The sequence below is a fragment of the Streptomyces sp. NPDC020681 genome (assembly GCF_044334895.1).
Taxonomy (GTDB): Bacteria; Actinomycetota; Actinomycetes; order Streptomycetales; family Streptomycetaceae; genus Streptomyces.
Genome location: NZ_JBIRTX010000036.1, coordinates 1 through 14776 on the forward strand (window position 1 = coordinate 1; position 14776 = coordinate 14776).

11 protein-coding genes are annotated in these 14776 nt (G+C 68.3%); 4 read left to right on the forward strand and 7 right to left on the reverse strand.

The window, feature by feature from the left end:
* Nucleotides 1–67: 67 nt before the first annotated feature.
* A complete protein-coding gene (locus tag ACH4YL_RS38655) occupies nt 68–2107 on the reverse strand; it encodes a protein kinase (RefSeq protein WP_398512219.1) in 2040 nt (679 codons plus the stop codon).
* A 267-nt stretch (nt 2108–2374) separates the two neighbouring features.
* Nucleotides 2375–2986, reverse strand: coding sequence for a YceI family protein (locus ACH4YL_RS38660; RefSeq protein WP_398512220.1), 612 nt, complete (start codon nt 2984–2986; stop codon nt 2375–2377).
* Between the two features lie 232 nt (nt 2987–3218).
* On the opposite strand from ACH4YL_RS38660, the gene ACH4YL_RS38665 reads away from it, so the two are divergent.
* Entirely contained in the window at nt 3219–3731 is a 513-nt protein-coding gene (locus ACH4YL_RS38665; protein WP_398512221.1) for a hypothetical protein, read from the forward strand.
* A gap of 70 nt (nt 3732–3801) precedes the next feature.
* Here the strand turns inward: ACH4YL_RS38665 and ACH4YL_RS38670 are convergent, their stop codons facing one another.
* Nucleotides 3802–5013 carry a glycoside hydrolase family 64 protein gene (locus ACH4YL_RS38670; protein ID WP_398512247.1) on the reverse strand — a complete coding sequence of 404 codons (1212 nt, stop codon included), beginning with the start codon at nt 5011–5013 and terminating at the stop codon, nt 3802–3804.
* Between the two features lie 268 nt (nt 5014–5281).
* Here ACH4YL_RS38670 and ACH4YL_RS38675 point away from each other — a divergent pair, with 268 nt between their 5' ends.
* The 3 genes from ACH4YL_RS38675 (at nt 5282) to ACH4YL_RS38685 (ending at nt 9615) form a co-directional block, all read left to right on the forward strand.
* Nucleotides 5282–7636 carry a polysaccharide lyase 8 family protein gene (locus tag ACH4YL_RS38675; protein WP_398512222.1) on the forward strand — a complete coding sequence of 785 codons (2355 nt, stop codon included), beginning with the start codon at nt 5282–5284 and terminating at the stop codon, nt 7634–7636.
* 154 nt (nt 7637–7790) lie between these two features.
* Nucleotides 7791–9374, forward strand: a complete 1584-nt coding sequence (locus ACH4YL_RS38680; protein ID WP_398512223.1) for an acyl-CoA carboxylase subunit beta — start codon at nt 7791–7793, stop codon at nt 9372–9374.
* 31 nt (nt 9375–9405) lie between these two features.
* The gene (locus ACH4YL_RS38685; protein ID WP_398512224.1) at nt 9406–9615 is read left to right on the forward strand and encodes an acyl-CoA carboxylase subunit epsilon; all 210 of its coding nucleotides are present in this window, start codon (nt 9406–9408) and stop codon (nt 9613–9615) included.
* A gap of 172 nt (nt 9616–9787) precedes the next feature.
* On the opposite strand, the gene ACH4YL_RS38690 is transcribed toward ACH4YL_RS38685, so the two are convergent.
* From ACH4YL_RS38690 to ACH4YL_RS38705, 4 genes are all read right to left on the reverse strand, one after another.
* A complete protein-coding gene (locus ACH4YL_RS38690; protein ID WP_050791473.1) occupies nt 9788–10369 on the reverse strand; it encodes an ATP/GTP-binding protein in 582 nt (193 codons plus the stop codon).
* The gene (locus tag ACH4YL_RS38695) at nt 10350–10925 is read right to left on the reverse strand and encodes a DUF742 domain-containing protein (RefSeq protein ID WP_398512225.1); all 576 of its coding nucleotides are present in this window, start codon (nt 10923–10925) and stop codon (nt 10350–10352) included. The genes ACH4YL_RS38690 and ACH4YL_RS38695 overlap by 20 nt, the downstream gene beginning before the upstream one ends.
* A gap of 96 nt (nt 10926–11021) precedes the next feature.
* Entirely contained in the window at nt 11022–11435 is a 414-nt protein-coding gene (locus ACH4YL_RS38700; protein ID WP_006127847.1) for a roadblock/LC7 domain-containing protein, read from the reverse strand.
* Nucleotides 11436–11446: 11 nt separating this feature from the next.
* Nucleotides 11447–14647 (reverse strand): nitrate- and nitrite sensing domain-containing protein, encoded by a 3201-nt coding sequence (locus ACH4YL_RS38705; protein ID WP_398512226.1) that lies wholly within the window; start codon nt 14645–14647, stop codon nt 11447–11449.
* Nucleotides 14648–14776: the final 129 nt, after the last annotated feature.

The window sequence follows — 14776 nt, forward strand, 5'->3', positions numbered from 1 at the left end:
CAAGTCATCGGCCCCTGCTGACCACGTCACTTCAATCGAATAGACGTCATGACCAGCGACAACATGCTCAAGATGCAATCGAACCGGCGATAACGACCGGACCCTGCAGCGCGTAGATGGGGCGGACGCCGAGAATCTTCTGGATCTGGCTGCGCTTGCTGGAGTCGACGATCTTGGAGGACAGGGGGACCGGCAGCTCGACCGGGCCACTGTCCATGAGGACCTGCCCCGGCGCGGACAGGCTCTCCAGGAGATACGTGTGCTTGGCCAGCTTGCTGATGGCCTCCTTGCGGCGCTTGATCAGCAGAACCTGACCGCCCAGGCCCTTGGTGCGCAGGACCCGGACGTCACCGACCTCGGGAGGGTCGATGATCTCCGTCTTGGGACGCAGCGTCGCAGTGCGCCCTGGGATGTCGACTTCGGCGACCTCCCACTCCGGGACCGACAGCCGCAGCGCGATGCTCTCCGATTCCGGCGGACACAACTGGATGAGGTTGCTCCCTGGCTTACCGCTGTTCTTCTCCCGGAAGAGGAAGGCCGCCATTCCGCCGTCCTTTTTGAGCATGGCCAGCGGCTCATGGACACGGGGTATCTCCAGCACCTGGACCGAGGAGACAACTCCGTCGGTCTCGGTGACGTCGATGACCTTGCAGCGAAACAGCTCCGCGTCACGGATCAGCATGTCGATCTGGTTGGTCATGCGCACGAACTCGGAGAAGCGCTCCTGGTCCTCGCGCCGCTCCCGGGCCTGATCGATCTTCGGGAGGAGGAACTCCCAGCTCGGTGCGGAGCTCAGCACATGGCCCTGCGCCTTGTAGTCCTTCGTACTGAAGAACCCGATCCGGCCCGCTGCTACGTTCACCTGCCGCGATGCCTCCGCGGTGAAATAATCCAGCGACCCCGTGCAGAACGCGTTCTGCCAGTTGGGGGTGGAACCGGCCAAACTGCGCGCAGAGCTGATGCTCAGATGTAGGGATGTGCCGGACAGAACGTACTGGTCGCGATTGGGGACAGGCGCCAGGGTTGCTCCCTCGGCGAAGTCCTTGTACAGGAAGCTGTGTAACTGACTGACGTGGTCGGGGCGGTTCGGGTTGAAGGGATCCGCCGGCCCCAGTTTCATCGACTTGCGCAGGCCACGTTCCATGCACGTGCGCACGAGACTGCGGTTGTGTGGGTCGATCACCACGATGTGCCGGGCCGTGGTGTCGCCGCCTGTCTGCGACTGGAGAAGGACGCGCACGATCTCCCGGACGGTGGTGGAGATCTCGGTGCCGTGCTTGGGACGGATGGCGGGTTCATCGGAGATGAGCTGGCCGATGAAGTCGTGCTCGAGGGGCGTCAGCTTCCGCTTGGCCTTCGCCAGATGGTCGAGGACGAGACGGTAGCGTGCCATGGGGTCCGTGGATGCACCCAGGTGCTCGATGGCGAGCATGCAGCGTGCCACAAGCATGCCGAAGGCGAACCAGTCCGCGTCTGGGCCGAATGCGGTACTGCCGCTCAGTGCTTCCGGAGCCGTCTCCCAGCCTACGCGGGAAGGCGGGGCTGATGCGGGGTGCCCGAGCCGGACACTCCATTCGAATCCGCCCAGCCGACAGGAGTCAGGGCCGTCGCCGGGGTCGAGGAAGACCGACTCGGGGGAGACGCATCGGTGAACGACCTGCTGCTCATGGAGCAGGGCCAGCCCCTCGGCTATGCGGCCGAGCATCTGCCAGAGCTCTCTGCGCCCGGCCGGCCGACCGGACAGCCAGTCGTGACTGCTGCGTTCGCCGAGCCGCGAGGCCAGCGTGTGCAGCCCCTCTGTCTTGAACACCATCACGAAGCACCGGTGATCGTGATCGATGCCGACGTCCTGTAACTGGAGGAGGGAGTCCTCGGAACCGGGTGTGCTGCGTACTTGGTAAAGGGTTCGCAGCTCGGCGTCCCACAGCGCGCGCTGGACGTCGTCCGGTTTGGCCTCGTAGAAGGGCCACGCCTTGAGCAGATACGGCTTTACGAACTCTGAGGTGTCATTGGCCGCCCACAGCTGGCCCTCTCCCGCGGTGGAAATGACGGACCCGGCGAGCTCGTACCGACCTTTGAGTAGGGAGACACCCGCTTTGAGAGTCATGCACCCTCCACCCTGTATGTTCCTTCAACCAAGGGATCTAGCACATTAACACCCATGTCGGTCAAGGGAGTTGGTTGCGAGAGATGTGCCGGGCGCATCGGGGGCACGCCTAGGCGGGTGGGGGCGCGCGAGTGACGCATTCAACTTGGTGGGGCCAAGCGTCTGGTGTGAGCTGTGACGGGAACGCCCGTCGGCGGGGCCGGGAGTCCCGGCCCCCGTGGCGGGCGCGCTCAGGGGGTCTCGGGGGCAGGCCCCCGAGAGGCTGCGTCAGGCCTTGACCTTGATCGCGGAGATGTCGAAGACCAGCTTCGCCTTGTCGCTGACCATCACGCCGCCGGTCTCCAGCGCGGCGTTCCAGGTCAGGCCCCAGTCGGAGCGCAGGATCTCGGCGCCACCCTCGAAGCCGACGCGCTCGTTGCCGTACGGGTCGGTGGCAGAGCCGTTGAACTCCAGGTCGATGGCGAGCGGACGCGTGACGTCCTTGATCGTCAGGTCACCGGTGATGCGGTACGAGTCGCCGCCCAGCTGCTCGGCGTGCGTCGAGCGGAAGGTCATCAGCGGGAACTGCTCGGCCTCGAAGAAGTCGCCGGTACGCAGGTGGGCGTCGCGGTCGGCGATGCCGGTGTCAATGCTGGCGATCTTGACGTCGATCTCGGCGGTGGAGTGGTGCGGGTCGGTGCCGTTCAGCTGCAGGCTGCCGGAGAAGTCGCCGAACGAGCCGCGGACATTGGTGACCATGGCGTGCCGGACCGTGAAACCGATGCTGCTGTGGGCCGGGTCGATGGTGTATTCGCCGGTCAGAGCGGCGAGCGCGGGGTCGACGGGGGCCGCGGTGGCGGTGGTGGACTCGGTCTCGGACTTGCGGTTGAAGATACCCATGACGCACTCCTCGGGGACGGTGTTCGGCGTGTTGTTCAAGCTTCAACGACATCGACCGTAGACCTATTCCGTTGAGATTTCAACATCTTCGCGAGAGGTTCACCCACGGGTCGTAACGGCACCCTGGCGACGCGCGTAGAACTCGGGCACCATCGCGGTGCTCCACCTGCAACGCCCGTCCCACCGGAATGCACGGTCCTCAGCGGTCATCAGCAGGAGGGAACTCCCCGCCATGAAATTCCGCTCCACGCTCACTGTGCTCACCCTTGTATCCGGCGCGCTCTTCGCCCCCGGGCTCGGCGTCATCAGCGGCGCGACCGAGGCGCACGCGGCGACCAAGATCAGCCATGCCACGGCCACCTCGATGTTCCGCTCGTCCGGGATCACCTGGTCCTCGTCGGGCGGCTGCTCCGACCGCAACAACCCGACGTGCACGTCCTTCGAGCAGCTCAACCTCGCGTCGGCGCAGGGAGCCCAGACGCTGAAGAGCGCCAGCGGCTGCGCGCTCAACATCACCGGCGGCACGGAGACCGGCCACGCCGGCGGCACGTACTCGCACTGGAACGGCTACAAGCTCGACTACAGCAAGTACACCTGCGTCGGGAACTACATCAAGAACACCTTCACCTACATCGGCGCGCGGCCCGGCGACGGAGCTCCGCAGTGGAGGTCGGGGTCGGGCAACGTCTACGCCGACGAGGGCAACCACTGGGACGTGACGTACTACAACTGCGGCGGCTGCTGACCGGGCCGCGCGCCCAGCACTGCGCCCCCGGACCCCGCGCTTCCGGGTCCGGGGGCGCAGCCACGGACTCTCAGGAGCCCACCGTCAGCGTGAAGCGCCTCGGGTTGCCGTCGTGCGCCGCGCCCGAGACGTCCGGCTGGCCGTCCGGGCGGACGTCGTCGTACGGGAACGCATAGCCGATCGGCGTGTTCGCGTGCACGATCCGCGACCAGTGGTTCGTGGCCGCGTCCTTGTAGTAGTCACCGGCCGTCGGCCCGTTCGGCTGGTCCGGATGTGTCAGCAGCGTCGTCCGGTTGAACGCCGCCGCGAGCCGCGCCAGCAGGCCCTTCTTGTCGTCCGGGTCGTCCGGGTTGTTGGCGAACGGGCCGTGGTTGCAGGTGAAGATGTCCTTCGAGGTCGGCTTCGCGAAGGTGTGTCCGCCCGTGAAGGTGAGCACGTCGCCGCTGACCCGGCCCGTACGCACACCGCGCCCGCCCTGGAGATCGATCCGCAGATCCTCCGACCGGTACTTCTCCCAGACCCGGTCGATGTAGCTGTCGAAGGCATCGCGGAACGGCATCTCGTTCGGCCGGTCGAAGAACGGCGCCATGTGGTTCTGCGGTGAGATCACCCGCAGCACCTTCCCGTCCGAGCCCCGGACGACGAGCTTGTCCCAGGGCTGGCCGTCGCGGGCCGCCTGCTCGGTCAGGCCGTCGGCGATCTTCTCCAGCGCGCCGCCCGGCAGCGGCGCGACCGTGTGCGTGGCGTCGCCGGTCAGGGTGAGGCCGATCGGGATTCCGGTCACCAGGTCGACATAGCTGATGTTGGCGAACAACTGCACCGGGTTGAAGGTGAACTCCGCGAACGCCCAGACGCGGCTGTAGTTGGGGTCGGCCGGGGTCGCGAACGCGGGCTCGACCAGCGAGGGCCCGGGATTGACGAAGAAGTCGAGCTTGCTGTCGCGTACGAAGTAGACACGGGCGCCGAACATCTGAGGCAGTGTCAGGACGACCGGGCCCGCGCCGGCCGCCGGGAGCGGTATGGCGCAGTCGACGGGCAGCGGGGTCTGCGGCGCGGACGGCGACTCGGGGTAGTAGACGCCGCCGCCCGGCTTGAGCAGCACCCAGCGGTTGGTGCCCTGCTCGTGGCCGGTCACATACGCGTGGACCGTGCCGGGCAACGACTTGTTCTCCAGGGCCAGTTCGCAGGTGGGGGGCGCGGCCTTGGCATTGGGGCTGAGAGCGCTTCCCCAGACGGGGTAGGTGGCTGCCGTCGCGGTGGCGGCTGCTCCTGCCAGGAACATTCGGCGGGATATCACGGACTGAACTCCTCTTGCTGTGGGGGGTGTTCCACTGTTGCGGCGGGTGGGGCAGGCGTCAAGAGTTGTGACTGAGAGCGCTCTCAACTTCTTTTCCGCTTCACGAAGTTGACGCGTGGGCCGGAGGAGTCGCAGCCGCGCATGCGCGCAAGCGCTTTCTGTTCCGACACGTGCGACGGCCATTGAAGGCCGGGCAGGACCGTGCTAGACCAACGGCGAACCGGCCTGTACCCCTTCCGCCCCGGAGGCTCCCGTGCCGCTGCCGTACGACTGGTCCCGCCGTGCCTTTCTGGCCACCACGGGGGCAAGCGCTCTCACTCTCGGGCTCGCCTCTCCAGGACAGGCGGCGGCCGCCGGCCAAGTCGCCGACGAATACGAGACGCTGCGGCAGCGCTGGAAGGAGATCAGCCTCGGCACCGGATACGACCCGGCCTCGGAGCCGTACGCCTCACGCCTCGCCGCGACCGGCCGGCTCGCCGCCGGATTCCGCGCCTCCATGGCCCCGACCGACACCTCGCTCTGGCCGGGCCACTCCTTCGACCCGCCCGCCGGCATCACCCAGAGCTACAACCGGCTGTGGAGCATGACCCAGGCCTACGCCCAGCCCGGCACCGGCCTCACCGGCGACCCCGCCCTGCTCGCCGACATCGTCCGTGGCCTCGACCATCTCGCCGCGAAGGTCTACAACCCCTCGACCACCCGCTACGGCAACTGGTGGGAGTGGCAGATCGGCAGCCCCCGCCTCCTCATGGACATCGTCGCCGTGCTCCACGACAAGCTCACCGCCGCGCAGCGCGAGGCCGCGTTCGCCGCCGTCGACCACTTCGTCCCGGACTCGATGCTCGGCGACTACAGCGGCACATCCACCGGCGCCAACCGCGTCGACCTGTGCCGCTCGGTCGCCCTGCGCGGCGTCCTCGGCCGTGCCCCAGCCAAGATCGCCCTGGCCCGCGACGCGCTCTCGCCCGTCTTCCCGTACGTCACCAAGGGCGACGGCCTCTACGCCGACGGCTCGTTCGTCCAGCACACCTGGGTCGCCTACTCCGGTACGTACGGACAGGTCCTGCTCGACGGCCTCGGCCGGCTCTTCGCGCTGCTCGCGGGATCCAGCTGGGCCGTCACCGATCCGAACCGCCAGATCATCCTGGACAGCGTCGAGCACGCGTACGCGCCGCTGATCTACAACGGGCTGATGATGGACAGCGTCAACGGCCGTGCCATCAGCCGCGGTTACCTCAGGAACGACGACCTCCACGTCATGCGCAGCGACCACTTCCACGGACAGGCGCTGATCGCCGCGATCGCGCTGCTCGCGGACGGCGCGAGCGCGGCGGAACGCGAGCGGTGGCACGCGCGGATCAAGGGCTGGATCGAACGGGACACCGTCACGCCGATCCTCAGCGGCGCGCAGTTCGGCGTCGCCGACCTGTCCAGGCTGCATGCGGTGGCCGCCGCCACGGTGGCCGCCGCCCCGGAGCCCGTCGGCCACCAGCTCTTCGCCGCCATGGACCGTTCCGTGCACCGGCGGCCCGGCTGGGCCGCGAACATCTCGATGGCCTCGGAGCGGATCTCGTACTACGAGTGCGGCAACGGCGAGAATCCGCGCGGCTGGCACACCGGAGCCGGAATGCTCTACTGGTGGCCCGGCGAGGGCAAAGGCGGCCGGTCCGATCAGTACACCGACTGGTTCTGGCCGACCGTCGACTTCTACCGGCTGCCCGGAACGACCGTGTCGACCAAGCGACTTGCGGACAAGGCGGGCGGTGAATGGGGCCTGCCGAAGCCCGCGGCGACCTGGGTCGGCGGTGCGAGTGACGGCGAGTTCGCGGCCGTCGGACAGCATCTGCTCGGCCTCGGCTCCACCTTGCGGGCCCGTAAGTCGTGGTTCTGCGTGGCCGACGCGGTGATCTGCCTCGGCGCGGGCATCGGGTGCACCGACGGTGTCCCGGTCGAGACGATCGTCGACAACCGCATGCTCGGCGAGAACGGGACCAACGCGTTCACCACCGGCCGCGGCTGGGCCCATCTCGAAGGCCACGGCGGCTGGGTCTTCCCGTACGGCACGGACACCCTGCGAACGCTGCGCGAAGACCGCACCGGGGCCTGGAGCGACATCAACACCACCAGCTCCACGGAGCGGGTCACCCGGCGCTACCAGACGCTCTGGCTGGACCACGGCACCGATCCGGCCGATGCCCGCTACGCCTATCTGCTGATGCCCGGCGCGGGCCGGCGGACGCTCGCGGCCCGCGCGCACGACCGCGGCTGGCTGGAGATCCTCGACAACGCCGCCGCCCGTCAGGCCGTCGCCGTCCGCTCACTGGGCCTGACCGCCGCGAACTTCTGGGCGCCCGGTACGGTGGGGCCCCTCACCGTGACCGCGCCGGCGAGCGTCCTCGTACGGAAGAAGCGCCGTACCGCCACGCTCAGCCTCAGCGAGCCGACGCGCACCGGGACACCGCTGGAGATCACCTGGCACCATCCGGTCCGCCGGGTCACCGCCAAGGACCCGGGCGTCGAGGTGCTCGCCACCGGTCGTGTCCTGCGGCTGCGACTCGCCGGGGGCACCGCGGGTGCGACGTACCGCTGCGAAGTGACTCTCAGCTGAACTCCTTGTCGGACTTCCACAAACATCAGTGGCACTGAGCTGGCGAATGGGCTGCGCCGGTGAAGGGTTCTGTCCAAGACCGACAGGAGAAACGTCCGGAGACTGTGAGGAGTCGACGGCGGGGTTTCCTTGTTCCGATCCGTAGGGTCGTTGCATGACCGTTGTGGACGAGACCTCCAGCGAGCCGAGTGACGCGCGTGGGCGCGTGGCCGAGCTGCACGATCTGCGCGACCGCGCCAAGCGCGGACCCAGCGACCGGGCGACCGAGGCCCAGCACGCCAAGGGCAAGCTGACCGCTCGTGAGCGCATCGAGCTGCTGCTGGACGAGGGATCGTTCAAGGAGGTCGAGCAGCTGCGCCGGCACCGGGCGACCGGGTTCGGCCTGGAGGCCAAGAAGCCGTACACCGACGGTGTCATCACCGGCTGGGGCACGGTCGAGGGCCGCACGGTCTTCGTCTACGCGCACGACTTCCGGATCTTCGGCGGCGCGCTGGGCGAGGCCCACGCCACCAAGATCCACAAGATCATGGACATGGCCATCTCGGCCGGCGCGCCCCTGGTCTCGCTGAACGACGGCGCGGGCGCCCGTATCCAGGAGGGCGTCTCCGCGCTCGCCGGCTACGGCGGCATCTTCCAGCGCAACACCCGCGCGTCCGGTGTCATCCCGCAGATCTCGGTGATGCTCGGCCCGTGCGCGGGCGGCGCGGCGTACTCCCCGGCGCTGACCGACTTCGTGTTCATGGTCCGTGAGACCTCGCAGATGTTCATCACGGGCCCGGACGTGGTCAAGGCGGTGACGGGCGAGGAGATCACCCAGAACGGCCTCGGCGGCGCGGACGTGCACGCCGAGACCTCCGGCGTCGCGCACTTCGCGTACGACGACGAGGAGACCTGCATCGCCGAGGTCCGGTACCTGCTGGCGATGCTGCCGTCCAACAACCGTGAGAACCCTCCGACGGTCCACGCGGAGGACCCGGCGGACCGGCGCTCCGACGTACTCTTGGACCTCGTACCGGCGGACGGCAACCGCCCGTACGACATGCACAAGGTCATCGAGGAGCTCGTCGACGACGGCGACTACCTCGAGATCCACGAGCGGTGGGCCCGCAACATCATCTGCGCGCTCGCCCGCCTCGACGGCCAGGTGGTCGGCATCGTCGCCAACCAGCCGCAGTCCCTGGCCGGTGTCCTGGACATCGAAGCCTCCGAGAAGGCCGCCCGCTTTGTGCAGATGTGCGACGCCTTCAACATCCCGATCATCACTCTTCTGGACGTACCCGGCTTCCTGCCCGGCGTCGATCAGGAGCACGGTGGAATCATCCGGCACGGCGCGAAGCTGCTGTACGCGTACTGCAACGCGACGGTGCCGAGGATCTCGCTGATCCTGCGCAAGGCGTACGGCGGTGCGTACATCGTCATGGACTCCCAGTCCATCGGTGCCGACCTGACCTACGCCTGGCCCACCAACGAGATCGCGGTGATGGGCGCCGAAGGTGCCGCCAACGTCATCTTCCGCAAGCAGATCGCAGAGGCCGAGGACCCCGAGGCGATGCGGACGCGCATGGTCAAGGAATACAAGTCCGAGCTGATGCACCCGTACTACGCGGCGGAGCGCGGCCTGGTCGACGACGTCATCGACCCCGCCGAGACCCGAGAGGTGCTGATCGCATCCCTCGCGATGCTCCGCAACAAGCACGCCGACCTGCCGTCCCGCAAGCACGGCAACCCCCCGCAGTAACCCTGCGCTGCGAAGACTGGAGCTTTTGGACATGAGCACACCTGTTGATCCGTCCCACCTGCTGCGCGTCGAGAAGGGGCATGCCGACCCCGAGGAGCTCGCCGCGATCACCGCGGTGCTGCTGGCCCGTGCGGCGTCCCAGCCGGACACCGACGCGGCCCGCCGCGGCCGCTCCACGGCCGGCTGGCGCCGCCTGGAGCGCCAGCGCGGCTTCCAGCCCTCCCACAGCTGGCAGGGCTGACCGCAGCTCCTCCTGAGGCCTCACAGGGCCCCGGCGCACCGGTTTTTCCGGCGGGCCGGGGCCCTGCCTTTTGCCCGCGTCGGTGCGCCGGGTTCGCCGAGACATGAAGAAGCCCTCGCGCTCCGCTGGAGCGCGAGGGCTTCTCGCAAGGGACATCGACCCGCGGTACCGGCTACCGCAGGCGGGCCATCAGAGCGTGCTCGACCAGCGTGATCAGCGCGCTCTTCGCGTCCGCGCGGTGCCGCGCGTCCGTGGTGATGATCGGGGTGTCGGGGCCGATCTGCAGCGCCTCCCGCACCTCTTCCGGGTTGTACGGCTGGTGGCCGTCGAACCCGTTCAGCGCGATCACGAACGGCAGACCGCTGTTCTCGAAGTAGTCCACCGCCGGGAAGCAGTCGGCGAGACGGCGCGTGTCCACCAGAACCACCGCGCCGATCGCGCCGCGCACCAGGTCGTCCCACATGAACCAGAACCGGTCCTGTCCGGGCGTACCGAACAGGTACAGGATCAGGTCCTGGTCGAGCGTGATACGGCCGAAGTCCATGGCGACGGTGGTCGTCGTCTTGTCCCCGGTGTGCGTGAGGTCGTCGATGCCCGCCGACGCGCTGGTCATCACGGCCTCGGTACGCAGCGGGTTGATCTCCGAGACGGCGCCGACGAACGTGGTCTTGCCCACGCCGAATCCGCCCGCCACCACGATCTTCGCGCTGGTGGTTGAGCGGGCTGCACCGCCGCTAGAGCTTGCGAAGTCCACTGAGCACCCTTTCGAGCAGTGTCACGTCTGGCTGGCCGCCGGCGGACTCGTCGCCGCCGGGCTGGTGGATGGCGACAAGTCCGGCCTCCGCCAGGTCGGCGACGAGGATCCGGGCAACGCCGAGGGGGATGGTGAGAAGTGCCGAGATCTCCGCGACGGACTTGATCTCGAAGCACAGGCGGCAGATCCGCTGGTGCTCGGGCAACTGCCCTTGCAGCCTGGCGGGATCGGCCGTGGTACTGACCAGCGCCTCGATGGCGAGCTGGTAACGGGGCCGGGTCCGGCCGCCGGTCATCGCGTAGGGGCGCACCAGAGGGTTGTGCGTCCCAGTGCCCGAGCCCGTGTTGGAATCCGGCGCACGCCGTCCCACCGGCTGGATGCGCGGTGGCTCCTGGCCGTACGACGGGTCGTACGGCGACTGCGACTGCGGCGGCTGCTGGTACGGCGGCTGGGCACCTCTGCTTGGCGAAGAAGGAAAGTTGAAGCGGTTCTGAGAGCGGTCACCCGGCGTCTGGTGCCCACCGTCATAACCGCGTCCGCCTGGGGGTGTTGCCACGTTTCCTCCTCCGACTGCCGGTAGCCGGTCCCTGTCCCTGTGGAGCCGCGCCACCGCACCCTATGGTGCAGTGGCGTGAAACGCACTGTCTGTCTGTTAGTTGAGAAGACTGCCCTGAAGCTCCGCGCGAAGGTCCGGGGTCAGCACACTGCCTGCCCGGTCCACCAGAAGAGCCATCTCGTACCCCACGAGGCCGATGTCGGCATCCGGGTGTGCGAGTACGGCCAGTGAGGAACCGTCGGAGATGGACATGATGAAGAGGAATCCGCGTTCCATCTCCACAACCGTCTGGTTGACGGCGCCGCCTTCGAAGATCCTTGACGCTCCCGCGGTGAGCGAGGTCAGACCGGAGGCGACTGCCGCCAGTTGATCAGCTCGGTCCCGGGGGAATCCTTCGGACATCGCCAGCAGGAGTCCGTCGGCGGAGACCACCACGGTGTGGGACACCCCGGGGGTGTTGTCCACGAAGTTGGTGATCAACCAGTTCAGATTCTGCGCCGCCTGGCTCATCGGGCTCACAACTAACGCTCCTGGTTGTAGGTATTACCCGGGCCACTGTGTCGATCGTAAGTGGCCGAAGTGTTCGTGTCCGATCCCGCGCTGCGTCCCTGCTGGACACCGCGCCGCAGGTTGCTCAACCTGCCGCGCACGTCCTCCGGGGCACGGGAAACCTGAGGGCCGCCCTGCGGGGTCTGCTCCGCGGTGCCTTCGATGAGGTTGGCCTTGGGCACCCGCTTCGGAAGACCGGAGGAGGTGACCCCGCCCGCCTTCGGCTCACGGAGCTTCTCCGCCCGCTGCCAGCGCTCGTCGTTGGTCGAGCGCCAGTCCGAGGTGTCGACGGCACCGGTGCTGCCGTTGGCGGCCGCCTCGGACTGACTGCTCTGCGGCGCTTGTCGGTCCTGCTCCGCGTGCGGCTGCCACGAGGACTGCTGCTGGGGCTGCGGCGACGCGTTGCCGCCGCGCCGCGGCAGACCTGCGTCGGTCAGCTCGTGGCTGCTGCTCGGAGAGGGGCCCGGACGTTCGAAGCCTACGCGCTCGGGGGCGTTCGCGGGAGCGCCGGGGGCAGATTCCGATTCGGCTCGGTACTCCGGCTCGTACGCGCCCTGGTACGTACCTTGCTCCGGCCACTCTGCCTGGTGGGACGGGGTGTCGTACGAGCTGTCGTACTGCTGCTGAGGTGCCTGCTGGTCCTGGTACGTGGATTCCGCATATGCGGATTCCGAGTGTCCCTGGGACTCCGGGTAGCCATTGGGCGAGGCGTAGCCGTCGTACGTCTGCTGCTGGTCCTGGGCGTAGCCCTGGTCCGCGTAGTCCTGACCGTAGTCAGGGGCGTACTGCTGCTGCTCCTGCGCGTAGTTCTGGTCGTACTCCTGCTGGTCGCCGTAGAGCTGGCGCTCGCCGCCGTGGGCCTGCGCCTCGAGCGCCGCACGGCGCTCCTCGCGCATCAGCGAGCGGCCCACCGGGTCGAGCTGGGCGTCCGCGTCCTCGTACCGCGAGTCGTCGAAGCCGAGCTCCGCCGCGGTGCGCATCGGCGGGGCCTGCAGGGGAGCGGGCTCGAACGCGTGCTGCTCCGGAATGATCTGCGAGACCGTGAAGTCGTCCTCGGGCAGCGGCTCGCCACCGCCACCGTGAGTGATGGCGTCCGGGAGCATGACCAGCGAGGTGGTGCCCGCCTGCTCGCCGGAGGGGCGCAGCTGGACGCGGACGCCGTGCCGGTCGGCGAGGCGGCCGACCACGAACAGGCCCATGCGCTGCGAGACGGCGGCGTCCACCGTCGGCGGGTTGGCCAGCTTGTGGTTGATGTCGGCGAAGTCCTCGGCGGTCAGGCCGATGCCCTTGTCGTGGATCTCGATCATGACCCGGCCGTCGGGGAGACGCGTGGCGGTCACGCGCACCTTGGTCTGCGGCGAGGAGAACGTCGTGGCGTTCTCCAGCAGCTCCGCGAGCAGGTGCACAAGGTCGGTCACGGCCTGGCCGTGGATGTCCGTCTCCGGGACGCCGGTGAGCTCGATGCGCTCGTACGACTCCACCTCGGAGGAGGCGGCGCGCAGCACGTCGACCAGCGGAACCGGCTGGTTCCAGCGGCGGCCGGGCTCCTCGCCGGCGAGGACCAGGAGGTTCTCACCGTTGCGGCGCATACGGGTCGCCAGGTGGTCCAGCTTGAAGAGGTTCTCCAGCTGGTCCGGGTCGGCCTCGTTGTTCTCCAGGTCGGTGATCAGGGTCAGCTGGCCCTCGATCAGCGACTGGTTGCGGCGCGACAGGTTCGTGAAGATCGCGTTGACGTTGCCACGGAGCATGGCCTGCTCGGCGGCGAGCCGGACGGCCTCGCGGTGGACCTGGTCGAAGGCGCGGGCGACCTCGCCGATCTCGTCCTGGGTGTCGATGGGGATCGGCTGCACCCGGGTGTCGACGCGGCCCGGCTCCGTACGGGAGAGCTGGTCGACCAGCATCGGCAGGCGCTGCTCGGCGATGCCGAAGGCGGCGGTGCGCAGCTGGCGCATCGAGCGGCTCATCTGGCGGGCCATGAGACCGGCCAGGATGAAGGCGGTGAGCAGGGCGATGACGACGATGCCACCGCTGACGAAGGCGTCGCGCCGGGCGTCGTCGGCGATCCGCGCGGCCTCGGTCACCGCCTTGTCGACGAGGTCGTTCTCGATCTCGGTGTAGCCGTCGAACTTGGCGGTGGCGGCGCCCATCCAGACCTCGGGCGTGATGTCTTCCTTGCGGAGCTCCGAGGGCTCGGCGCCGGTGCCGATCTTGCGGGCGATGCCGGTGAAGACGGAGCCGTCGGTCTCGTCCTTCGGCGGGTTGAGATTCGCGGCCGCCAGCCGCTTCTCGCCGGCGGCGGCCTTCTCGGCCATGATCGCCTTGAGCTTGTCCGTGTCGGCCTGCGTGCCGCCGGAGACGTACTCGGCGATCGCGATCTGCTCGAGGTAGTTGTACGAGTTGAACGCCACGGTCTGCTTGGCGAGCGTGGCGGGGTCCTCGCTCGGGCGGACCAGCAGGTGGATGCCGATGGAGCGCTGGAGCGACTCGGCGGCCTTGGCGAGCTGGACGGCGTAGACGGTGCGGCCGAAGGTGGTCACGTTGCCGGTGCCGAGCCCGAGCTCGTTGGAGAACTCCATCAGCGAGTGCTGGACCGCGACGTAGCCCTCTTCGGTCTTCACCGGGTCGAGGAGCTTGGTGTACGCGGCCTGGCGGAGCTTCTCGAGCGTCGGCTCCTCGGCGCGGAACAGGGTCAGCCGGCGCTCCAGGCCCTGCTTCTCGGGCATGTCCTGAACGGCCAGGTCGAACTTCTTCTTCGCGTCGTCGGTGGCCGCGTACGCCTGTATGACGGTGTCGCTCTTGCGGGCCGCGGGCGTGGTGGCCGTGAGCAGCGGAACGGCGGTGAGGTCACGCTCGTTCAGCAGGGCCTGGCCGTACTCCGAGGCGGCGCGCACGATGAGCGCCGTCTTCTCGGCGTCCTGGGCCTCGTTCCAGGTGTCGATCGAGCTCTTGACCTGGAAACCACCCATGACCAGGCCGACGAGCACGGGTATGAGGAGGATCGCGTTCAGGCGGGTCGGAACTCGCCAGTTGCGTGGATTGAGCCGGCTGCTGCTGCCGGCTGCTGCCGGTGGCTGCAGGCCTGGCTCTTGCGCAGGCGATGCCGCTGTGCGCGGCGGCGGGGTGAAGTTGCCCCGCGCCTGCTGCTCTGCGGAGCTTGTCATGCTTCGCCTCACTCGACCAACAACCTCTCGGCGTCGGCACCTACGCTGTGCCGTGTTTCGTTCAGAGCCGTACTACTCGGGAGTTCAGCGAATTTCAGCATGCGAAGTGGGTCCGATCCAAACAGTTGGAATCAGCCATTC

Bases quoted from the DNA above. Each gene is read 5' to 3' on its own strand.
- ACH4YL_RS38660 (WP_398512220.1), bottom strand. From the start codon at position 2,986: ATGGGTATCTTCAACCGCAAGTCCGAGACCGAGTCCACCACCGCCACC.
- ACH4YL_RS38670 (WP_398512247.1), bottom strand. From the start codon at position 5,013: ATGTTCCTGGCAGGAGCAGCCGCCACCGCGACGGCAGCCACCTACCCC.
- ACH4YL_RS38680 (WP_398512223.1), top strand. From the start codon at position 7,791: ATGACCGTTGTGGACGAGACCTCCAGCGAGCCGAGTGACGCGCGTGGG.
- ACH4YL_RS38665 (WP_398512221.1), top strand. From the start codon at position 3,219: ATGAAATTCCGCTCCACGCTCACTGTGCTCACCCTTGTATCCGGCGCG.
- ACH4YL_RS38700 (WP_006127847.1), bottom strand. From the start codon at position 11,435: ATGAGCCAGGCGGCGCAGAATCTGAACTGGTTGATCACCAACTTCGTG.
- ACH4YL_RS38685 (WP_398512224.1), top strand. From the start codon at position 9,406: ATGAGCACACCTGTTGATCCGTCCCACCTGCTGCGCGTCGAGAAGGGG.
- ACH4YL_RS38655 (WP_398512219.1), bottom strand. From the start codon at position 2,107: ATGACTCTCAAAGCGGGTGTCTCCCTACTCAAAGGTCGGTACGAGCTC.